Below are 22,521 nucleotides of genomic sequence, written 5' to 3' on the forward strand. Positions count from 1 at the left end.
CCGATAGCGGCGGAAAGTGCTATTCCAGCGTGGCGATGATGGCACGCAGGGTAGGGATGCCCCAGCCCTTTTCCGAAGACGTGACCACAATCTCAGGGTAAGCGGCGGGGTGTTTGCTCAGCGCGTCTTTCACCTGAGTCAGGATTTTCTCACGCTCGGCTTCTTTGACCTTGTCTGCCTTGGTCAGCACGACCTGAAAGGTCACGGCAGAGCTGTCGAGCAGGGACATGATTTCATTGTCGACCTTTTTGACGCCATGACGCGCGTCGATCAGCACAAAGGCGCGGCGCAGGGTTTGACGGCCCGAAAGGTATTGCTTGAGCAGACGCTGCCATTTCTCGACCACCGGCAGCGGCGCGTTGGCATAGCCATAGCCCGGCAGGTCGACGAGGTAATGCTCTTCGCCCGCCGTGAAGAAGTTAATCTCCTGCGTGCGTCCCGGTGTGTTAGAGGCCCGCGCCAGTGCTTTCATGCCCGTCAGCGCGTTGATCAGCGTCGATTTGCCCACGTTTGAACGGCCGGCAAAGCAGACCTCCATCCGGTCTGGGGGCGGCAGCCCGTCCATCGCCACCACGCCTTTAACGAATGTCGTCTCACCGGCGAAAAGCATCCGGCCTTTTTCGGCGCTCGGCGCGTCCGGCTCCTCGGCGATGGTGTAGTTCACTTGCATCAAATCAGCTCCAGTTCGTCGCCCACGGCGATCTCTCCGCCGGTGGTGACGGTTAGGGTAACACCGAAGTCTCGGTGACCCAATTGGTCAAGCGCGGCGAGCGTATCCACGTCGCGCGCGCCGGTGTCGGTGTTCACGGTTGTGGCAAGGCAGCGGGTGATGCGTTTTGACACATGCAGCCGCGCCGCGCCGATTTTCAGGTCGCGTCCGATCCATTCGAACTCATCCCACGGGGCGGCCCCGTCAAACCAGATGTTGCCGCGCCAGCGGGCGGTCTGCAGCGGGCTGCCGGCAAGCGCTTCGACAGCGGCATGGGAGGCCAGGCTATTGAGCGAGAGCGTCGGTTCGGCACTGTCGGTATAGCCACGCCCGTCGAGCCGCAGGATATCTACGGGGGCGGCGCGGCCTTCGGCCACCAAGGGGCGCACCCAGTCAAGGAATGCGGCCTGATCGCGATCGGGGTGAAAGGTGATTTCGCCGCGCGCCGGGTGGCGCAGGGTCAGCTTCTCTGTCGCCTCATCCAGCTTGGCCGTGATCGCCTGCAGCTGCGGCGAAGACGCCCCTCGCGTGAAATTTAAACACCGCGCCCAATCTCCGGGCGCGGCTTTGGATGCGTCATGGGCCACGGCCCAGAGCCGGTCATAGGGCATCGACTGCCCGGCGCGCAGGGTCACACGCTCAACCGTCTCGCGGCCATGGGCCTTGAGCGGGTGCCGGTTAAGCGCGGTGACCTGCATCACTTTTTCGACTTGCCCGATTTGGGTTTGCTATCTGCATTGGCGGCATCACCCTTGGGCGTGCGTTTAAAGCCGCCTGCGATGTTGCCCCAGAGGTCAGGTTTGTACCCCTGGCTGCGCATGATCAGATACTGCTGGGTGAAGGTGATCGTGTTGTTCGCGATCCAGTAGACCACGAGGCCGCTCGCGAAACCGCCCAGCATGAACATGAAGACCCAAGGCATCCAAGCAAAGATCATCTGCTGCGTCGGATCGGTGGGGGCCGGGTTCAGCTTTTGCTGCAGGTACATGGAAATACCCAACAGAAGCGGCAGAATACCGATGAACACCAGCGCCAGCATCGAGCCGGGCTCGGGGGCCGCATAGGGCAGCAGGCCCCAGAGGTTCATGATCGAGGTCGGATCGGGCGCGCTGAGGTCTTGGAACGGGCCAAAGAAGGGCGCGTGGCGCAATTCGATCGTGACAAAGATCACCTTGTAGAGCGAGAAGAAGATCGGGATTTGCAGAAGGATCGGCAGACAGCCCGCGGCGGGGTTCACCTTGTTCTTCTTGTAGAGCTCCATCATGCCCTGCTGCATCTTTTGACGGTCGTCGCCCGCATCCTTCTTCAGCTTTTCCATTTCGGGCTGAAGTTCCTTCATCCGCGCCATGGAGACGTAGGATTTATAGGCCAGCGGGAAGAGCAGCGCCTTGATCAGCAGCGTCAGGCCGATGATCGCAACGCCCATGTTGCCGATGAGCTGGTTGAGGTTATGCAGCAGCCAGAAGATCGGCTTGGTCAGGAAAAAGAACCAACCCCAGTCGATGCTGTCGATGAATTTGGCGACACCGGAGGCTTGGTAATCCTGCAGGGTTTCCCACTCCTTCGCACCCGCGAAGAACTTGCTGGAGGTGCTCACGCTTTCGCCTGCCGCGACCGAGCGTGTGGGCTGGCGGGTGAAGGCACGGTAGGTGTCCGCGCGCGGGTCATAGGTGAGCGCCTGTTCAAAGGTCTCGCCTGCGTCGGGGATCAGCACGGCCTGCCAATAGTGATCGGTGAAGCCAACCCAGCCCTCGGTGACGCCTTCGGTGACCACGGCGGGGCGGCCCCAGGTGCTGTTCACGTCGGCTTCGGCGATGTCGTCCCAATCGACTTCGGAAAGCTCACCATTGGCCATGGCCACGGCACCTTCATGCAGGATGAAGAAGCTTTTCAGGTCTTCGGGCAACCCGTGTTGCGCGATCATGCCGAAGGGGGCGAGGTTCACCGCGCCTTCGCCATTGTTGGTCACGCTCTGGGTGATGTCGAACATATATTCGTCGTCGACCGAGATGGTGCGGGTAAAGACCTGCCCGGCGCCATTGTCCCAGCTTAGTGTGACGGGGCTGTCGACGCCCAGTGTTTCGCCCTCGCTCAGGGTCCAGAGCGTATCGACACCCGGCACGGCATCGGGCGCAAGGCCAGAGCCTGCGGCCCAACCATGCAGCGCGTAATAGGCATCGCTCGATCCTTCGGGGGAGAGCAGGGTGACGATTTCGGCGTCTGCGTCGAGCGTGGTTTGGTAGTCGTTCAGTTTCAGGTCATCGATCCGACCCCCCATGAGCGAGATGGAGCCGCTGACTTTATCGGTCGCGATGGCCACGCGGGGGGCAGCCGCCAGTGCCGCGCGGCGGCCTTCGGGTGCGGCGCCTTCGCCATCCTCCGTGCCGGGCGCGGCAGCGGTCTCGGCGGCGGAGGCGGGGACCGAGGTGCCCTCGATGGTTTGGCTGGTCTCTGTGCCGGGTTCTAACGCAGGGTCGGCTTCGGGGGGCGGGAACAGGAGGAACCACACGAGGATGACGGCAAAGCTGAGCGCCGTGGCAAGGATGAGATTCTTGTTCTGTTCGTCCATGGGGACCGCCACCTGATGTCTTTGAATATCACGGGGGTTCAACAGAGTGCGGGGCCAAAGGTCAAGTGGAATCGGGTAAGGTTAGGGGCGATGTAGCGTGGTTTTGGCCCATCTGGCATGGGTTTTGCGGAGTTTCGCCGGGGTTGGTTGCGGGGCCCCGTGGAACTGGCTTTGGCCGGGGCCGGGGCCGAAGGGGTTTTAAGGCCTCGGCGCGAGGGAGGTAACATCTGCCCGGAACAGGTACGGGGAGCTGCATTTGGCGCGTGTCGATCGGACGAGGGTTGAGCCGCTATGTGGCGCGCCCGTTCATGATGCGGGGGACATCTTGCAGTTTCGCATTGTGGCGGGCGATCCAATCAAGGGTTTGTTCAAACGGCATGGGGCGGGCGATGCCAAAGCCTTGCACATGGTCACAGCCGAGTTGGGCCAACAGGACATGCTCCCCTACCGTCTCCACCCCTTCGGCAAGGGTTTCGACGCCCAGGCGTTCGGCCATGGTCAGGATGGCGCTGATCATGCGTTGCTGATCGGGATCGCGGTCGGCCTTCATGACGAAGGAACGATCGATTTTGATCCTGCTGACAGAAAAGCGGCGGATGGATGCGATGGAGGCATGGCCGGTACCGAAATCATCAAGGTCAATGCGGCAACCGAGCTTGCGCAGGGCATTTATATTTCGGGTGATCACATCATCGGCGGCGGAAGCGACGACCGTCTCCAGCACTTCGATTGCGAGCCTTTCGGGGGATAAATCAAAACGGTCCAACTCCCACGTGATTTTGTCGATGAGCTGAGGGTTGGCAAGTTCGCCGCCTGCGAAATTCACCCCGATCTGGGGCACCTCGGTGCCGGAACTGTCCCAAGCTTTGAGCGCGGCAAAGGAATGATACATCATCACCTCGGCCAAACGTTCCAACAGGCCAGCTTCTTCGACGGCGGGCAGGAAATCGGAGGGCGGGATCATGCCTTGGACCGGGTGGTTCCAGCGCGCCAGTGCTTCAAAACCGGTGATTTGGCCGGTGTCGGTTGAAATTTGCGGCTGGAACCATGGTTGAATCTGCCCACTGTCCAATGCTTGCGCGACCTCCTCGCGGAGTTCTGCGCGGCTTTCGGTTTCCCGGCGCATCTGGTCAGAGAAGGCGCGGATGGAAGATGGTCCGCGCCGCTGGCCGCTGCGCAGTGCCGTGGCGGCGGCAGCAAGCCAAGCGGAGCCATCACCACCCGGGGCGCGGGTGTTGAGGCAAAATCCAACGGAAGCCGTAAGGTAGATCGTGACCCCGTCGATAAAGAACGGTTCTTCCAAAGTGGCCTGAAGCCGCCCGGCGAGTTGAATGCAAAGCTCAAGATCAAGCTGGCGGACCGGGGCCGTGCAGATCGCGAAACGCGCCTCGCCCATTTTGGCGATGATATCGTTATCCCGCAGGGCGCTGTGCAAACGTTCGCCACTTTGGAGCGCAATCGTATCGGCGGCGGATTGGCCGTAACGTTCGATGATCTGGTCAAAATCCTCAAGCGCGATAAAGCATGTTGCCGCCAAGCGGCCCTGTGTTCGGGCGCTTTGAAAGATCTGTTCGGTCAGCTCTTCAAAGGTGCTGCGCTGTAGTATGGCGGTGAGCGTGTCACTGGGTAACGTCGCCCCCTCGCCAAACCGCTGCCCTGCAAGAAAAAGAAGCGGCAGCGCGGCGGAGACGCCAATCAGGGCCATTTCACCGCCGATCCAAAACGCCAGCAGTGACATTGCGGGGAGAAAGGCTAGCGCGGCCTGACCGCTAAGCAATGCGGCGAGCGACTGGCGCAGTTGCCTGGGCCCAGTGGTGCGGTAATGTGCCATCGCGATATCCCTCTTCAATGCGCGCCATGCCTGCGCTGATGGGGGTGGGATATCGCCTTTAGGGTGTGTCGTGGGTTAACAGAGACCGGTTTTTCGCGGATTATTATCTAAAATTGTTCTTGCTCTGTGCTCTCAATGTTCCGCGTAAGCCCGGCAAAGTCGAAAAGCTGGGGATCCAGCAAATGTGAGGGCCGGGCGTTCATCAGGGCGCGGAACATAACTTGCCGACGACCGGGACTATTGGCCTCCCATCCGTCGAGAATCGCCTTGACCTGCTGGCGTTGAAGCCCGTCCTGCGACCCGCAAAGATCGCAGGGAATGATCGGGTAATTCATCGCCGTGGCAAAGCGTTCACAATCGCTTTCAGCCACATGGGCGAGGGGGCGGTAGAGGAACAGATCGCCTTCTTCGTTTACCAATTTGGGCGGCATCGTCGCCAGCCGTCCGCCGTGAAAAAGGTTCATGAAAAAGGTTTCAAGGATGTCATCCCGATGATGCCCCAGCACCACGGCGGAGCAGCCCTCCTCCCGCGCGATCCGGTAGAGATTGCCCCGGCGCAGACGGCTGCAAAGGGCGCAAAAGGTGCGTCCGGCAGGGATCTTGTCCATCACGATCGAGTAGGTGTCTTGATACTCGATGCGATGCGGAACGCCCATCTTTTCAAGGAATTCCGGCAGCACAGTGGCCGGAAAATTCGGCTGGCCTTGGTCGAGGTTGCAGGCCAGAAGCTCGACAGGCAGCAGGCCGCGCCATTGTAATTCATGCAGGACCGCAAGCAGGGTGTAGCTGTCCTTGCCGCCTGACAGACAAACCAGCCATTTGGGTTTCGGCGCGCCCTCGGCAGTCGGCTCCACCATGCCGTATTGGTCAATCGCCTCGCGGGTCATGCGGACGATGCGCTTGCGCAGTTTCTTGAACTCGGTGCTTTGCGGTGCGCCGGCAAAGAGGGGGTGAATCTCGTTGGTTTCGTCCAGCATCGTCGGTCTCTCACTATCTGCTTGGCTTCACCTAGGGCATTTTACCCCTTTGCCGCAAGCGTGGCGCTAGTCTGGGACGTTGTCGATCCCGCTGTGGCCCCAAGGGTGGCATCGGGCGATGCGCCGTGCGGCCAGCCATCCCCCCCGCAGCCCGCCGTGTTTTTGCAAGGCTTCCAACGCATAGGCGCTGCAGGTAGGCTGATAGCGGCAATTGTATCCAACCCATGGGCTGAAAATCAGCCGGTAGCCGCGCACCGGCAGGGCGAGCAGCACCGCCAAGGGGCTCATTTGCGCGCCCCGTGCAAGATTTCAAGCGCGCGGGTGAGATCGGCAAGCAACTGGTCGAAGGGCAGGGCCGCTGTCGCCTCGCGCCGCCCGACAAAGACATAGTCCATGCCTGCGCGCCCAGCTTGAGGCAGCGTCAGCCGTGCGATTTCACGCAGGCGGCGCTTGGCGCGGTTGCGGGCCACGGCGTTGCCGACCTTTTTCGAGCAGGTAAATCCCACGCGAATGGGCGCCGCGCTGGGCTCATCCTCCCGGCGGGGTCGCATCTGTAGAATAAAACCGGCGGTCGCCACACGTTTGGCGCGGCTGGCACGCTGAAAGTTCGCCCGTTTGGTCAGGGTTTCCAGACGCAGAGAAACCGCCGGGGCAGGGTTCCCCTTCGTGGCGCAAGTGCCATTCAAGGGTGCCTCCGGCGGTGTCATATTCTGGTTCCGAAGATCGAGGGCGCTTACGCGCTCAGCGATTTCCGGCCCTGTGCGCGGCGTGCATTGATGATCTTACGGCCGGCTTTGGTGGCCATGCGCGCGCGGAAACCATGGCGCCGCTTGCGCACGAGGTTCGAGGGTTGAAAGGTGCGTTTCATCGCTCCGTCTCCATCTAAAGCTGGCTGGGCACGGAATCACTTGAAGGGTTCCACCGCGGCCAGCGTCAATTCAAGCCCGTCCTCTAATGCGGCGGGGCGCGCAAGTCAAACCCCCTGACAGGGAAAAACTGCGCTTTGCAACAAAATGCCGGTCAGAAGGGGGCGGTTTGTTTCAGTTCGCCCTTCTAGCCTGCGAAATCGGGCCTTTGGGCACAAGTCCTATCAAGCGCGCGTGAGGAGCCTGTTCCTACCTGCCGCTTAACGCCATCATTAAGGAAACGACAAATGGTCTGATGTAGGCCCAATGAAAGTACTGAAATGAGCCGCGATGACCAAAGTAAGCCCGCGCTGATGCGCTACCTGCCCCTCGCGGTGATCGTGGTGGTCGCCGCCATCGGCGCTTTTACTTTGCGCGATTACCTGAGTTTCGATGCCCTGCGCGACAATCGTGAGGCGCTCATCGCCTTTCGGGACAGCAATTACCTGCTGACCGCGCTGGCCTTTGTCGCGGCCTATGTGGTGATCGTGGCTTTTTCGCTGCCGGGGGCCACGGTGGCCACGCTCACGGGCGGTTTTCTATTCGGTCTGTTTCCGGGCGTCCTTTATAACGTGGGCGGCGCGACGTTGGGCGCAATTGTGATCTTTTTGGCCGCACAATGGGGGCTGGGCGACCGACTGAAGGCGCGGATGGATGCCTCGGAGGGGGTGGTGCGTAAGATCAAAGCGGGGATCGACGATAACCAATGGTCGATGCTCTTTTTTATCCGGCTCGTGCCGGTGGTGCCGTTCTTCGTCGCGAATCTGGTACCTGCTTTTCTTGGGGTGCCGCTGTTTCGCTTCGCCATCTCGACATTTTTCGGCATCATGCCGGGGGCGCTGGTCTTTACCTCTGTCGGGGCTGGGCTAGGTGCGGTTTTTGCCCGAGGTGAGACGCCCGACCTTGGGATCATCTTTGAGCCCCATATTTTGCTGCCCATTCTGGGTCTTTGCGTGCTGTCGCTGCTGCCTGTGGCGATTAAGACAATTACCGGCAAGAAGGATCTGCTGAAATGACCACCCGTATCAAGACCGACGTTCTGATCATCGGCGCAGGCTCTGGCGGGTTGTCGGTGGCGGCGGGGGCCGTGCAGATGGGCGCGGATGTGACCTTGCTCGAAGGGCACAAGATGGGCGGCGATTGCCTGAACTATGGCTGTGTGCCGTCGAAGGCGCTGATCAAGACCGGCAAGACAGCCTATGCTCAACAGCACAGCGCGCAATATGGGGTCGAAAACGCCGCGGGAGCGGTGGATTACGCCGCGGCCAAGGATCACGTGGCCGATGTGATCTCGCAAATCGCGCCGGTCGATTCGGTTGAGCGGTTTGAGGGCTTGGGCGTGCGGGTGATCCGTGAATACGGGCGTTTCATTTCCGATAAAGAGGTGCAGGCGGGTGATACGATCATCACCGCGCGGCGGATCGTCGTGGCCACCGGGTCATCCCCGCTAGTGCCGCCGATTCCGGGGCTGAAAGATGTGCCCTATGAGACCAACGAAACACTTTTTGATCTGCGGGAAAAGCCGGAGCATCTGATTATCATCGGGGGTGGCCCCATCGGCATCGAGATGGCGCAGGCCCATGTGCGGATGGGCTGCAGAGTCACCGTGATCGAAGGCAGCCGCGCGCTTGGCAAGGATGACCCCGAATTGTCCGAGGTGGTTTTGCAGACTCTGCGGAACGAGGGGGTGGCCTTTGAAGAGGGTAGCGATGCCGCCAAGATCAGTGGCGCGGCGGGCGCGATCACGGTTGAGACCAAGGATGGCCGTGTCATCAAAGGCTCGCACCTGTTGATGGCCGTGGGGCGCAAGAGCAACGTTGATCGGCTCGACCTTGATAAGGCGGGGGTGGAAACCACCAAAGCAGGCATCAAGGTCGATGACAGTCTGCGCAGCAGCAACCGCCGCGTCTATGCCATCGGCGACGTGGCTGGCGGGCTGCAATTCACCCACGTGGCGGGCTATCACGCTGGGGTGGTGATCCGCTCAATCCTCTTTGGCCTGCCGAGCAAGACCAAGTTGCACCATATTCCATGGGTCACCTATGCCGCGCCGGAACTGGCGCAAGTCGGGTTGACCGAGGCGCAGGCACGCGAAGAACATGGCGACAAACTGGAGGTCGTGCGTTTTCACTATAACCACAACGACCGCGCCATCGCCGAGCGTCAGACCAAAGGGTTCATCAAAGTCATGGTGGTCAAGGGGCGCCCCGTGGGGGCCAGCATCGTCGGCCATCAGGCGGGCGAATTGATCACTCTGTGGTCGCTTGCGCTGGTCAATAACATGAAGATGAGCCAGATTGCCGCTATGGTCGCCCCTTACCCCACGATCTCGGAAATCAACAAACGCGCGGCGGGGGCCTATTTTAGTCCGCGCCTCTTCGAAAGTTCGTTGGTTAAAGCGGTCGTGCGCGCCGTGCAGCGCCTGTTGCCCTGAGATAGCTCATGATTCACTCGCTCTCTGGCCGTTTGCTGATCCTCACCACCATCTTTGTGATGCTGGCCGAAGTGCTGATTTTCGTCCCCTCCATCGCGCGGTTCCGCGAGGAATATATGCTGACCCGGCTCGAGCGGGCGCAGATCGCGTCATTGGCGCTTTTGGCCGATGATATGCTCGACCCGGAGTTGGAGGCGGAGCTGCTGCGCAACGCCGAGGTCTTCAACGTGGTGCTCCGCAGGGACGAAGCGCGGCAACTGGTGCTGGCCTCTCCAATGCCGCGGATGGTGTCGCAAACCTATGATTTGCGCGATGCCTCGGCGACGGTGTTAATCCGCGATGCCATGCTGCGATTGTTCCGGCCCGGCAATGAGGTGGTCCGCGTGATCGGCGCCCCGGTGCGCGAGGCGGGGCTGTTGATCGAGGTCACGATGGAGACCGCGCCCATGCGTGTGGCCATGCTCGACTACGGAATTCGCATCCTCATCCTCTCGGCGGTGATCTCTGTCATTACGGCGGTGCTTTTGTTCTTTGCCATGCGGGCATTGCTGCTCAAGCCGATCAAGCGGGTGGCAGGGCATATGCAGCGCTACGCCGCCGCGCCCGAAGACGCCCGGCGGATCATTGAGCCCTCCGCCAGTGTCACCGAATTGCGCGAGGCTGAGGTGGCGCTGCAGAAGCTCCAGACCGACCTGACACAGGCGCTGAAACAGAAAGAGCGTCTGGCCCAATTGGGCAGCGCGGTCAGCAAGATCAGCCATGATCTGCGCAATATCCTCACCTCGGCGCAGCTGTTCACCGACCGGATCGAGATGTCCGAAGACCCAACGGTCAAACGCATGGCGCCCAAGCTTGTCAGTTCCATCACCCGTGCGGTGCACCTATGCGAATCGACACTGGCTTTCGGCAAGGCCGAAGAGCCGGGACCGACGCTGACCCTGATGCTGCTCGAAGATCTTGTGGAAGAGGTCATCGACGGCGAACGCCTTGCCGACCCCGAAAGCGACATCAGCTTTGCCGCCGACATCCCCGCGAATCTGACCGTGCGTGCGGACCCCGAACAAATGTACCGTGTGCTGGCCAATCTGATGCGGAACGCCCGGCAGGCGATTACCGCCACCGGCAAACCGGGCGAAGTCCATCTGCGGGCCGAGGATATGAGCGATGCGTGGTGCATCACCGTCAGCGATACCGGCCCCGGCCTGCCACCGAAAGCGCGAGAGCACCTTTTTACCGCGTTTCAGGGCGGTGCACGCAAAGGTGGGTCGGGCTTGGGTCTGGTGATCGCATCCGAACTGGTGCGCGGCCACGGCGGCACCTTGGCCCTGCGCAGCAGTGGGCCGGAAGGGACAGTTTTTGACATAACGCTGCCCAAAGGGGACGGCACCCTATAGATTTTTGCAGAAAATTGCATTTCCTCAAAACGAGGGCTTGCAACTCCCCGGGGCTAAGACTAAACCCCCGCTCAGTGGACCGATAGCTCAGCTGGATAGAGTACCTGACTACGAATCAGGGGGTCGGGGGTTCGAATCCTCCTCGGTCCGCCACTACCCAAAATTGAAGAACGCAGCGCTTTTTGGGCGCCTCGCCCGTCTTTCGGCGGGTTGTAAAAGCCCGTGTCGCGGTAGGGCTGGTCAAAGGCGTGATCCATCAATTCCAGATGGTCTTGGCCATAATACATGTCTCCATTCAGGAAATAGCTGGGTGAGCCGAAGATGCCGCGGGAAATGGCCTCTTCGGTGTTTTTAGCGTGGATGGCCTGAACGTCTGCATCCATCGCCTGCGTGATCAGAGCGTCGCTGTCGGGGTCAATCGCGGCGGTCGCGCGGCGCAGATGCTCGGGATTTGCGAGGTCGATATCATCGCGCCAATGGGCCTGAAGAATTGCAAAAGAAAGCGCATCAACATCGCGGCCAGCCCGCGCGGCGGCGATCAGGTAACCGTTTGAAAGGTTGAGCGCATTGTCGTGATGCGTGGGGCGGTGGTTGAGGATGTCCAGCCCGCGATACTGCGCCCAACGGGTAATCTCTCTGCCAAAGAAATAGTCGATATAATGGGAGGTAAAGCCACGAAAATGGGACACCCGACCAGCTGCGTTCACCGGATAGAGATCAAAGGGACGGTGGATGAGCTCCGCACCACGGGCGGCGCAAATCTCCAGCAGTTTGCGATGCCCAAGATAGGCGTAAGCGGAATGGGCGGAATAGAAATATTCAATCGTGTCCAACGTCGGCTCCCTCTGTTGCGCGCATCATGACGGAAACCGATGTGCAGGCAAGGACGGGGGCCGAAAGGTGAGGGTGGAACCGCGAAAGCGCTAAAAGCAGAGCACCTTAATCAGCGAAAGCCGCTCAATACCGACGATTGGGTGTGGAGTTTGCCCGAGGGCGGGGCGCAATCGCGCGGGCCTGCCGGGGCTGGGGGCGTTGCTTGGCCACGAGTGCCAAGGCCACCGCGGCCACAATTAGAATTAGAAATTCGTACGTCCACATGAGCCATTCCTCCTAGGGCATGTTCAAAGGGTTAACGACGCCTATGCGCGCTGGGTTCCGCCCTCCTGCCGGAGGCGGCGGTCTTTGGCCGAGGCCGCAATGAAAAGCGCCGGCGCATGCCAGCGGATGGCCTTATCGGTTCAACTGTTGTTTCGGCATCAGACCTTCTGGCGCAGGACGGCCATCGTAGCGACGGCCGGCTGGGGCAGCAGCGATGTGATCACGCAGGCAGGCTAACGCTGCAATTGTCCTGCACCGCACAGGCTATGGCATTGATATCCATGAGCCACGTCATGTCACGGCGCGTTTCAATGCGGTGCTGGCCGGGGGAGCAATGTCTTTCGATAGAGCCGCGTGTTTATCCAAATGGCAAATTCTCCGTACGCTTGGAAAAGATTGTGATCCTGCGCGACGTTGGGCCGGAAATCCTGCGCGGAGATGCAGCGCCGCAGCCAAAAAAGTGGCCAAAGCGGCGAAAATGCGCACGCTTTGGCCTGGAGGGAGACGGAGAGAGAAGAGAGAGGGGGCGCGTGGTTAGGAGGTGCCGCGTGCCATATTTTCAAAAATGCTTTTCATATGGCTGTCGAACTCATTCCACGTGATGACGGCCCGGTTGCCCGCATGGCCGTGATAATAGGACCGGCCCGTTGACGTGGGCAGCCCGGCCCAGATGCGGGCGAGGTTCTCCATAAAGCGATGGCGGCTGATCTCGCCCTTCATAAAGGGGGTAAAGCCCGCATCTTCGAGCAAAAGATCGGCCAATAGGTCTTGGACCTGTGGGGTAAAGACGTCACTTTTGCTCAGCCCCGCTTCGGCGACGAGCGTTTTCAATGTGTTGGGGATGAACTGGTAGCGCCCGATGGCATGGGGCTGGCCGGGGGTGGCCGCGATCCAGCGGTAGATTTCGCCGATGGTCATGCTTGTGGGGCGTTTCGGCGGCTTGACCCGTGCCCCGTGTTGCACTGCGTCATAGCCTTTGCCCCCGGCCTCAGCCGACGCGATGACATGGCGCACAGCGGCGGATGGCCCCCCGCGCGTGGGAATGGCAAGCTTGCGAGGTGCGCGTTTGGCGGTCGTCTTGATCATGCTGCGGTTCAGGTAAATGCGGTCCTCCGAAACGGAGGGCGACAGAGCGAAATTCAAGCCGGTGACGGCGATCTTTCTGCTGTCGAAACGGGCGAAATCATTTGCATTTGCCGCACCGGAAAGGGTGGCGGCGATCAGGCAAAAGGCAGTGCTGGCAGCGAGCTTTTTCATCTGGGTTTCCCATCTGGGTTGGATGTTGCGTTGGCCCTGATCATGCGCCCATAAAATCGATATTTCATTAATGCGGACAGCTAGTTAGCGTCTCGAAAGGATAGTCGGTCCGGCACTCAGAATAGGCCAGCTCAACTTTGGAGCGCAGCAGCGCTCTGAAAGAGGAATGAGCCACGTTCCAGATGCGCTTGGAACGTGGCTCTTCCTCGGGGCTGAGTCTCCCGGTCAGCTTCCGAGGAACTGGTCGAACTGGGTCCAGAGTGAGTTGTCCAACAGTAGGTTGAACCGGAAATAGAACCCTTCGTCATAGAGGCCGCTTTGCCCTGCCACCCGGCCACGGGCCTTGTTGTAGCCCAGTGCCAGCAGGACACCTTCGCGTGGGGTGAAGCCGAATTCGGCGCCGATCCCATTGGAAGAGTTGCCCTCGCTGTCCCACAGATGCGTGGCGTTGAGGCCGAGTTGAAAACGGTCATCCCCGAATTCGTAGTTCAGCCCGCCCTGGACCAGTTGCGTGGTGGTATTGGCCGCCGCGCCGGCATGGGTGCCGATCTTTTGGTACTGGCCGGCATATTTGCCGTTGATCCGCAGGTCGGCGTCGATCTCGTAATTCGCATCGATCGACCATAGGTGCGTTTCCGTGCTGGCGTGTTTCTCTTCCAGACGGTGTTCGTACCACGCCAGAACATCGAGGCGGGCGTTGTCCTTGGGGCGATAGGCCGCCCCGATGCGGGTGCGCATACGGCGGGAGTCTTCGCTATCGCGCCGGTCAAGCGCGGCACGGCTGCGCGCCAGAACGGTCAGGTCAGGGGTGACATTGCCCGCGATGCCGATGCTGGCGTAGTGGGTTTTGCCGGATTCTTCCCATGTGGTCTCCAGTTCGGCATCGCCGACCCAATCGCCATCCGCCGATTGCCAGCTTGTGCCGATTGCAAATGATGTCAGTTCACCGTCATCGGTCTCAAGGTTGCGCGAATGCTCAAGGTCGGCGCGCAGATTGGTGCTTTCGTTGATGTCCCAATCGACCGACAGACCCTGCACCATAGTGGTGTCACTTGTGCCGCCGGCTTTGGTCATCTCGGTCCGGCCAGTGACCCATTCGTTCAGCGTGTAGGTGAAACCATAGGCGGCGCGGGTGACCAACGCGTCACTGCCGAATTGAAGCTCGATTTCATTATAGACGCGCCAGCCGTTCTTGGGCTCGTCATAGAGGCCGAGGGTCAGTTCAGTGGGGGCATCGCCACCAAGCGGCGCGCGCAGCTGGGCTTCGATCACGGTGCCGGGGCGGGCCGCCGGGGTCCAATGCGCACCGAGGATCAGGGCCGTGTCGCTTTCGCTTCCGCTGGCGGTGCGGTCGCGGCTGTATTCAAGGCCAATCTCGCCGCGCAGGGTCTTGCTCAGATGCCGCGAATAGATCGCATCCACGGTCAGCCGAGCGCTGTCGTTGACCCGGTCACGGGTGTATTCGGCGCCAAAGGCGATGTCGCTGCGCTGATCGATCTCTTCGCCATAGCCCAGACGGACTTGGCTGGTGCCCGGGCGGGCCAGCCCGCCCTGAGCGTAGAAATCGCGCCCGGTGTGGATCGCCTCGAAAGCGAAATGGCGGGTCTCGGTCTTCAGCTCATAGGACAGGCGCGCGGCGGTGTCGTTCTCGCCCATGGCGTTTTCTGAGCGCGCGACTTCGGCCTCCCACAGGCCGCCTTGGCGATCTTCGTGCTGGATATAGGCAGAGTGCATCCGCTGGCGGGCCGTGTTGCCAAGGGGGGCGTCGGCATGCACCGCACGGGCGCCGATGGAGGTCCGCTCGGACAGGGCATAGTTCACCTCGCCCCCGTAGAGCCAATAGGCCTCGGCGCCCTCGGCTTCGACCTCATAGGTCACGCGGATCGACACGGGGTTGCCGTCAAGGTCGAACTGGCGCACCGGCGTGTCGAAGGTGATCGTGTTGCGGAAGAAGTCGAGCAAGTAGTCGGTGCCGCGCAGTAGGGGCGTGGCCGACAGGATATCGCCGCCATCTTCGTCCCGAACAAGGATTTCCACACGCTCGGACCCCTGCACATAGCCGGTCAGGTCAAGGTCATAGGGGCCAGAAACACCGCGCCCGCGAATTTCTTGTTCCTGCTGCTCCTGCGCGGTGCGGGCCGCAAAGACGGTGACCGATACGCGGTCGTTCTCCCAGTGACCTTTGGCGCCGGTTGCGACACGTTGCAGGCCACCCAGTTTCAGCGCGCTGGCTTCAGGCTCGATGGCGATATCGCCGTAGAGCACGTAAGAGCGGCCCTTCTCCACCTTCACGAAAAGGTTGGATGAGGATTGCGCATCGGCACCGCGTTCGGAATTGTCGCCATAGACAGGGTAGTATTCCTCTCCTCGGATATCGCGGAACAGGCTGTCTTCGGTGTCACGGTCCGAGCTGTAGCGCAGGGTCAGCAGGGCGTCGCCACGGATCACCCCTTTGAGGTAAAGCTCACCGCGGATGCCTGTTGTCGTGTCTTCGAAAGCGCTGATGCGATCTTCTTCGATGACGTTGCCCGCGTCCCCGCTCAGCGATACCGTGCCTTCGATCACACCGATAAGAACACGTTCGTTCAGATCCGGGGTGAAGGTCAGCCGCGCTTCAGCCTCGCCAAAAGACGACCGTACGGTGATCAGATCGGGGCCGGAGGCCTGCGGTGGGATCAGGTTAAAGGACGCCTCACCATTGTCGAGATAGGCCTGTACGCCGGGCGCGCTGCTGCGGATGTCGGTCACATCCCAAAGCGACCGGCGGGCCGAAAGGGTCACCGTGCCGGACGCAGGCACCGGGCGGCCCCGGGCGTCGAGCACGCGCACCACCACCGGCACCACAGAAGCGGGATTGGCCGCGGCGGTTTCCGGCAAGAGGATCTCGATCCGAGCGGGTTTGCCGGGCGCGGTAAGGCGCAGTTCCTTGCGGACCCGTTCGATGCCAAAGCCGTCACGGCCCACCAGCGTCAGCACGTTCTCGCCGGAGGCCAGTTTCACCGCCACATATTCCAGCGCCTGCACGTTGTTCTTTTCCAGACTGGTGCGCTCTCCTACCCGGTCGCCGCCAAGCTCGCGGCCATTCACCAAAAGCGTCAGCGTCAAGTCAGCCTTGCCCTTGATCCGGATGTTCTGGGTGGCGCGGGTGACGGCGGTGTCTTCAGCAAAGTCGACAAAGCCGGGGGCGCTATCAAGGTTCGGGATCATGCTGTCGAGCGTTTGGCGCTGCGCCGAGGCGCGGGCGGCCTGAGCCACAGAGGAGGCGTCGACCCCGGCCTCTTCGTTCTGTGCGGCGACCATGCCGGGGGTCAGCTGGGTGGTGGTGGCGATGCCAGCCTCGCCGCGCGCCGACCGGGTGCTGCTGCGCTGGCCGTCGATCGGCAAATCGGTCGCATTCACGCCCGGGGTCTGATGTTTTCCGGCGAAATGGTCACGACGTTTGCTGACTTCCTTGAGCGCTTCGGGGGTGCATTGGGCCACGGCAAAGTTCTCGGTTCTAAGTTCGCCCTTTTTCAGCGGTACCACGCGCGATCCACCGCGGCGCAGATCGTTGGTGCGGGTCACTTGCACCGCACTCCCAGCGGGAAGGGTTTCTGGCTGCACGAGGAAAGCGTGGGTCACCGGGCGCATCCCGTTGAGCGAATAGGCGCCATTGATATCGGTCACCACGAAGAGCCCTTCTTGGGTCACGATGCGCACGCCGGGAATGCCCGGCTCATCCTCGGCGCGATCGCGCAGACCGTTGCCGTTGCAATCCATGAACACAGCGCCGAGAACGGTGCCCTGCCGGGCAAAGACGCCGCCCGAATTGTCGAGCCGTACCATGGCGCGGGCTGTCTGCGACTGTTGCAGCGCCCCGGTGCCTGCTTGGCGACCCGACAGGATCGCGGTGTTCTCAATCCGGCCTTCGCGTGCTGCGGCAGAGAATTGCATCACATAGGACAGCTCATGGCTTGTCAGCGGCTCAAGCATGCCCACGTCAAAGCGCAGATCGCCGTTGCCGATCTCTTGCGGATCGTCCAGCGGCTCACCGTTAAGGGTGACCGTGCCGGGCACGAAGTTCACACCATAGGCCGGGCGGTCGAGTATTTCGCCACCGATCAGGGCCTGGTGCATGTTGTTGGTGAAGCTGAGCGTATAGGTGACGAATTCACCATGGCCCACGCTGTCGAGGTCCGCAGCTTTGTCCAAGGCCAGCGGCGTGCCGTAATTCGGATCCACCGGGATATCGGAGACAAAAAGCGCGCCGCCTGCGTGGTTGAAGGCCTTGCCCCAACCTGCATCCATCACCTTGCGACCCATCCCGGCATAGTCCAGCCGGGCGGAGGGGAAGACCCAAGCGGGCGCATCCATCACGGCATAGCGATAGTCGCCTTCGGGCATTTCAGAGAAGGTGAAGAACCCACGCTGGTCGGTCTGCGTGCGGGCCATTTCATTGCCCGTACGCGCATCGACGAGGGCGACAGACACGTCGGCCACCGGGGCGTTGGAGACGGAGTTGAACAGGAAGTTGCCGGGGTTGATCATCAGATCGTCTTCAAGCACCTCACTGTCACAGGTCGCCGTGGCGATGAAGCTGTCGCCAAAGTCTGTGGCCATGACCTGATCCCCGGCAACGGCGGGCGACATCTGCGCCAACGGCAGGGCAGGGGTGAGGAAGATGCCGGTATTCGCGCCGGTCTCAATCGCGATGATCGTTTCCACGTCGCCGGTCAGCATGCTGCGGATCGTCACCGCTGTGCTGTCCACCTCGGTGCTGACATTACAGGTGCCCGAGATGAGGCGCAGACGGGTGTCGCTGCCCGGTGTGCCATAGGGCTGATCTGCGCCGGTTTCGGGGTGCTCGAACACCAATGTGCCAGCTGTCTCCGACTCGCGGTCGTAGACCACGGTGTTGGAGACCAGCAGCAGCGTGCTCTCTTGGTTGTTGTAAAAGGCGGAGGCGGTGTTGTGCACTTCGACCTTGCCCAATGCGGCAGGCACGCGCACCGAAAAGCTGGGATCGGTGGCATGGCCGATGGCGTAGTCGCCCTCATGAAAGAATGCCACTGCATCCACATCGTGGGAAAGCCCCGCGGGGACCACGCTGACATATTGGTGCGCGGGGGCGCCGCGCATATGGACGAGGGCGGTCATGGTCCCCGAATTCTGCACCGTGTTGAACACGGTATTCAGCGGGATCTCGTCGCGCAGCAAAACACCGGTCCGGGGTGTGCCGTCGATCACGATGGGCTGGCCGTCGATCTGCGGATAGCCAAAGGCGTCCCGCTCAGAGTCGTTGCGCAGCCGGAGGGTGTAGGTGATGAGCGCGCCATCGTCGTTTTCCGAGACGACCTGCTCTTTGGAGACTTCGAGCCCGCCTTCTTCGACGCGCGAGACCCCCACCGCTTCTTCGCTCAGGCTTTGGCCATCTTCGGTCACGGCAGAGGCCGTCAACATGCTGGCGAACTGGGTGCTTATAGGTGTCTCTGCAGAGATACGGAACTCATAGATCAGTTGCAGCCGCTCTCCCGCCGCGAGCATGATGGGCGCAGACATGTCGACCGCCCGATCTTCGACATCGATCAGGCCATTGCCGTTCAGGTCAGGGAAAAGCGATTGGCGGGACATCATCCCGGCGCTGCCCTGTTCGCCAATGCTGAGCGATGTGGAAAGCGGTACGTTGCCGGTGTTGATCACGTCGAAATGGTAGCGGCCAAAGGCACCGCGGGTTAGCAGAAGGTCGGAGTAGCCGGTCACTTCCAGCCCGGGAACTGCGGCGACTTCGGCCCGAACCGGGTTTGAGAAGACACGTTCCATGATGCCGAGGGAGGTATTGAAATAGCTGACTTCTGCCACGTTGCGAATGAAAGACCCGGCGGGGGCCGGGGCGGCGGCGACGGTGTGAGGCAGAAGGCTTAGGCTCATCGCGGAGGCGCTGATCAGGGCCAGAGCCGGGCGGGCTTTAGACATAAGGAAACTGCGCATCAGCTTGCTCCTGTGCGATCCCTGGAAAGGGCGTGAAATAATTGGGGAGACGGAAACGGGGGTAGAAGGGGGCGCCCCCGGGCGAGCAACGCTCAGCCGGGGGCGCCGGGGAGGTCGATTAGTTGTCGACCCGCACGGTGAACTCTACCCGGGCAAAGCCGCCGGGAAGGATCGTGCCATGTGTGCTCGATACGTTGGTCGAGGTAACGGTGGCCGTGCTGGTGCCTGGGAACAGGCTCTCTGGGCAGGCACCGCCACAGTTCGTGACCGCGGTATAGGCCGGTGCGGCGTCCGAGATGATCACGTTGTCCGCCGCAGAGGCGCCTGTGTTCTCGGCTTCGACCATGTAACGGATGCACTGGCCGGGCTCGACATCAAGACGGGTCTTGGTGAAGGTGCCCACGGTGCCATCGCAGCCCGCGTCGATATACTGATACTTGCTCAGTGTGACATCGCCCGAGATGATGACCACGCGGTCTTCGACGGCGTTGTTGGTCTGGTCGATATCGGTCCCGGTGCCGTTCAACGTGTTGTTGATCGAGATCGTGCCGACTTCGGAGACACCTTGGGTGGCTGTCGATGGCGTCTGCACACGGTAGATCAGCGAGATGCTGTCGCCCGGAGCAAGTCCGTTGACACCCGGCGAAACGCCGTCGGTCAGGTCATTGAAGTTGTCGATCACCGGCTCGGATGGATCGATCACGCCATTGCCGTCCTGATCCCAGAAGATCGCGCCAGAGAAGTTGGTCAGACCGGATTCTGTAATCGACGCCTCGGTGATGGCCACGTTCCCTTCGTTCGAGATGGTGTGAAGGATGTCCACGATACCACCCGGCGAAGCCTGCGCGCTTTGGTTGTCGATGATCTTCACGTCGTAGATTTCGTTGACCGTGACTTGGTTGACGATACGGTCACCCTGTCCCGAGACGGAAGATACGACCGCGATGTCGACCAAGGTATCGCCGGGCAGGGCGTCATCGGCCGGGGTGATCACCGCACGGATGGCCTGCGAATCACCAGCCGGGATGGTGCCTGTGTTCGACACAATCGACCCGTCTGGCAGTTGGAACTCAACCGTCCAGCCTGCGGGCAGGGCCTGATCCAGCGACAGGTTGAAACTGTCCGAGGTCGGGCCGTTGTTTTCGACCAGCATGTCAAAGACGACCCGTGCGCCGGGGTCTGTCGACTGGGTGACCCACGGGTTGCCACCGTTTGTCGGGGCCGCGCCATCACCTTCGGAACCGACTACAGCGTTTTCAAGGTCAACCGAAGCTGCCAGCACCGCGCCCGAGAATTCGGCGGTCGATACGTCAGTGACGCCCGAGTTGTCCGACGTGGTGGTAATTGTCGCGGTGTAGTTGGTGGTCGCGGTTGGTGTGACGTCTGTTGGCAATGTGGCGATCAACGTCACCTTGGCGCTATCGCCGATGGCCAGCGGACCAACAGAGCTTACCACCGGTGTGACACCATCAGCACCGACAAAGCGGAAGGTGGTCCCGTTCGGGAAGTCCACATTGGCCACGTCGAGCTGCAGGCTGTCCGGGCTGTTGGAAAGGTTGGTCAGCACGAATTCCTGACGGATCACGCCGCCTTGGTAGACATCGCCGGTTTCCGTGACGACATCGTTGTTCGCGGCGTCATCATCGGTGCCCGAGGCAATTGCCGCATTGGCAGTGCCGTTGGAGTTGATCGCCGTATCGGCAATCGCCACCGCATATTGGTTATCCACGGTGACAGAGGCGGTGTTCGACGGCGGGAAGGCCGTGCCGTCAACGTCTTGGGTCGCCACGTTGGTGATGACGCCCGCATTGGCGGTATCCGCGATCACGGCACGGAAGGTCACCTCGCCCGAGCGGCCAGAGCCGACAGAGGAGATCAGGAAGTTGACGTTTTGGCCGTCATCATAGTCCCAAGCGATCGTCTCGCCGGAGCCGTTTGTGGTGTCCACGACGGTGGAGCCGTTGTCATCGTCCAGCGGTGTAGCAGAGTCAGACCAGCGGGCCGAGCCGGGAACGTAGGTCAGGCGGCCATCGAGCACGTCCTGCACAGAGTAGTTGTTGGCGGCAGCGAGTCCGGTGCTGGAGTAGGTCAGCGTGATGGTCACTTCGTCGCCCGCGTCGATGATGTTGGGATTGGCGCCGCCCGAGGGGTCCGCCGTCATCGATTTGACCAATTCGACAATCGCGCCGTTGGAGATCGTCAGCGTGTCCGTGTTGGTGCTCAGCACCGTGCCGTCGAGGGTAGATGCCGCTGTCACGGTGATCGTGTCAGAGCCGTTCGCGGTGGAAGCGACGGAGGCTTCGATCACGATGCCGAACTGCTCACCCGGGGCAAGGGTCGGAGTCTCGGTCAGCGGTGTGGCGCTATCTGCCACGCCGTCCATATTGGCGTCGGGGTAGAAGACCAGTTGCGACGTATCAAGCGTGCCGGTGTCGGTTTCCACCGCGGTAAGAGCGAAGGCATCCGGGCCGTTACCATCGTTGGTGATGATGTGCGGCAGGAAGGCCTTGCCGCCGGGGGCGATCGTCTCGGAGTTGTCGGAGGTCAATGTCACGCCGGCAACTTGCTGAACGATCGTCTCAACGGTGTTGGAGGTTACCGTGATCGTGTCGCCCGCCGCGTTGGTATAGGTCGCAACGGCTTGGTTGCCGATGACCGAACCCGCTTCGGGTGCCGCGAAAGCGACAGTGCCGATCACGGCGGTCAAAGCAACGGCGCTCACGGAGCGCAGGAAGGTTGTATGGTTTTTCACGTTAATATTCCCTAGTTCTATAGTAGTTGGAGAGAGAGTGGAGAGAGAGGCGCCGGATTTAGTTCAGGCGCACGCGGTAGCTGTTGAAGGCGGAGGCGCCTGCTTCGAGCGGTTCCGAGAGGGTCCAGCGCACGGCGGCCACGGCTTCTTCGGGGAGGGGCTCTTCGGTCATGTTGCCATCGGCATCGACGACCTTGCGGGTGGCAGGAACGGTCGACCATTCCAGCCCTTCCTGTTCTGGGTCCATCTCGGCCTGAACTTCAAAGACCGCGGCGACAGAGGTCACTTCGGCCCCAAGTGCGAGAGAGACGCCATCGGGAACCGGGGCGGCGATGACGAGCCCCTCCATCGCGCCTTCGGTCATGTTCTGGTGACGCAGCTCATAGGAGATCACCTCGCCCGGGCGGATCGTTTCACGCTCAACGAGGACTTCTTCGCCCTCGGCATTGGTTTCCACCACGCGGAAGGAGAATTCGCTCGTCAGCGCGTCGGCGGCAGCCGCGAAACCCGCGAGGGACAGGGCCGTACTCGCAATGAGTGTCTTGGATAAATGGGAGATATGGATACGCATCTAGTAGTTCCCTTGTTGGCCGGTGAAGAGCCGGCAGTTGCAATGAACGGACACGCT

The 22,521-nt window shown here is 61.3% G+C and carries 15 protein-coding genes, 1 tRNA gene and 1 pseudogene; 4 read left to right on the forward strand and 13 right to left on the reverse strand.

Annotation, left to right across the window (positions count from 1 at the left end; translation table 11 throughout):
- Positions 1–19 precede the first annotated feature (19 nt).
- The 8 genes from yihA to rpmH all read right to left on the reverse strand — a co-directional run bounded on the left by yihA (position 20) and on the right by rpmH (position 6,954).
- Entirely contained in the window at positions 20–670 is a 651-nt protein-coding gene (gene yihA, locus J3456_RS00270; RefSeq protein WP_120351813.1) for a ribosome biogenesis GTP-binding protein YihA/YsxC, read from the reverse strand.
- Positions 670–1,407: an MOSC domain-containing protein gene (locus J3456_RS00275; protein ID WP_349579115.1), complete on the reverse strand. Its 738-nt coding sequence runs from the start codon at positions 1,405–1,407 to the stop codon at positions 670–672. Before J3456_RS00275 ends, yihA begins: the two co-directional genes overlap by 1 nt.
- Positions 1,407–3,278 carry a membrane protein insertase YidC gene (yidC, locus tag J3456_RS00280; protein WP_349578404.1) on the reverse strand — a complete coding sequence of 624 codons (1,872 nt, stop codon included), beginning with the start codon at positions 3,276–3,278 and terminating at the stop codon, positions 1,407–1,409. Before yidC ends, J3456_RS00275 begins: the two co-directional genes overlap by 1 nt.
- A gap of 289 nt (positions 3,279–3,567) precedes the next feature.
- On the reverse strand, positions 3,568–5,109 hold the full coding sequence (locus J3456_RS00285) for a putative bifunctional diguanylate cyclase/phosphodiesterase (protein WP_349578405.1): 1,542 nt from the start codon (positions 5,107–5,109) through the stop codon (positions 3,568–3,570).
- Positions 5,110–5,216: 107 nt separating this feature from the next.
- The gene (gene ttcA, locus J3456_RS00290) at positions 5,217–6,086 is read right to left on the reverse strand and encodes a tRNA 2-thiocytidine(32) synthetase TtcA (protein WP_259946236.1); all 870 of its coding nucleotides are present in this window, start codon (positions 6,084–6,086) and stop codon (positions 5,217–5,219) included.
- Positions 6,087–6,152: 66 nt separating this feature from the next.
- On the reverse strand, positions 6,153–6,374 hold the full coding sequence (gene yidD, locus J3456_RS00295) for a membrane protein insertion efficiency factor YidD (RefSeq protein WP_349578407.1): 222 nt from the start codon (positions 6,372–6,374) through the stop codon (positions 6,153–6,155).
- Positions 6,371–6,793 carry a ribonuclease P protein component gene (gene rnpA, locus J3456_RS00300; protein WP_349578409.1) on the reverse strand — a complete coding sequence of 141 codons (423 nt, stop codon included), beginning with the start codon at positions 6,791–6,793 and terminating at the stop codon, positions 6,371–6,373. Before rnpA ends, yidD begins: the two co-directional genes overlap by 4 nt.
- A gap of 26 nt (positions 6,794–6,819) precedes the next feature.
- Complete coding sequence (rpmH, locus tag J3456_RS00305) at positions 6,820–6,954, reverse strand: 50S ribosomal protein L34 (protein ID WP_007118882.1); 135 nt, start codon at positions 6,952–6,954, stop codon at positions 6,820–6,822.
- Positions 6,955–7,272: 318 nt separating this feature from the next.
- Here rpmH and J3456_RS00310 point away from each other — a divergent pair, with 318 nt between their 5' ends.
- From J3456_RS00310 to J3456_RS00325, 4 genes are all read left to right on the forward strand, one after another.
- Entirely contained in the window at positions 7,273–8,007 is a 735-nt protein-coding gene (locus J3456_RS00310) for a TVP38/TMEM64 family protein (RefSeq protein WP_349578410.1), read from the forward strand.
- Positions 8,004–9,425 (forward strand): dihydrolipoyl dehydrogenase family protein, encoded by a 1,422-nt coding sequence (locus J3456_RS00315; protein ID WP_349578412.1) that lies wholly within the window; start codon positions 8,004–8,006, stop codon positions 9,423–9,425. Before J3456_RS00310 ends, J3456_RS00315 begins: the two co-directional genes overlap by 4 nt.
- Before the next feature lie 8 nt (positions 9,426–9,433).
- Positions 9,434–10,819, forward strand: a complete 1,386-nt coding sequence (locus tag J3456_RS00320; protein WP_259946224.1) for a sensor histidine kinase — start codon at positions 9,434–9,436, stop codon at positions 10,817–10,819.
- Positions 10,820–10,895: 76 nt separating this feature from the next.
- Positions 10,896–10,972 (forward strand) — tRNA-Arg (locus tag J3456_RS00325).
- Between the two features lie 149 nt (positions 10,973–11,121).
- Here J3456_RS00325 and J3456_RS19395 read toward each other — a convergent pair.
- From J3456_RS19395 to J3456_RS00350, 5 genes and pseudogenes are all read right to left on the reverse strand, one after another.
- Positions 11,122–11,652 (reverse strand): annotated as a pseudogene (locus J3456_RS19395) (2-hydroxychromene-2-carboxylate isomerase); the annotation flags it as partial.
- Between the two features lie 799 nt (positions 11,653–12,451).
- Complete coding sequence (locus J3456_RS00335) at positions 12,452–13,174, reverse strand: hypothetical protein (protein WP_349578414.1); 723 nt, start codon at positions 13,172–13,174, stop codon at positions 12,452–12,454.
- A gap of 225 nt (positions 13,175–13,399) precedes the next feature.
- The gene (locus J3456_RS00340; protein ID WP_349578415.1) at positions 13,400–19,141 is read right to left on the reverse strand and encodes a hypothetical protein; all 5,742 of its coding nucleotides are present in this window, start codon (positions 19,139–19,141) and stop codon (positions 13,400–13,402) included.
- Between the two features lie 118 nt (positions 19,142–19,259).
- Positions 19,260–21,893: a beta strand repeat-containing protein gene (locus J3456_RS00345; protein ID WP_349578416.1), complete on the reverse strand. Its 2,634-nt coding sequence runs from the start codon at positions 21,891–21,893 to the stop codon at positions 19,260–19,262.
- 58 nt (positions 21,894–21,951) lie between these two features.
- The gene (locus J3456_RS00350; protein ID WP_349578417.1) at positions 21,952–22,464 is read right to left on the reverse strand and encodes a hypothetical protein; all 513 of its coding nucleotides are present in this window, start codon (positions 22,462–22,464) and stop codon (positions 21,952–21,954) included.
- Positions 22,465–22,521 lie beyond the last annotated feature (57 nt).

Origin of the sequence: Sulfitobacter sp. NFXS29 (assembly GCF_040148765.1) — a bacterium.
Classification (GTDB): domain Bacteria; phylum Pseudomonadota; class Alphaproteobacteria; order Rhodobacterales; family Rhodobacteraceae; genus Sulfitobacter.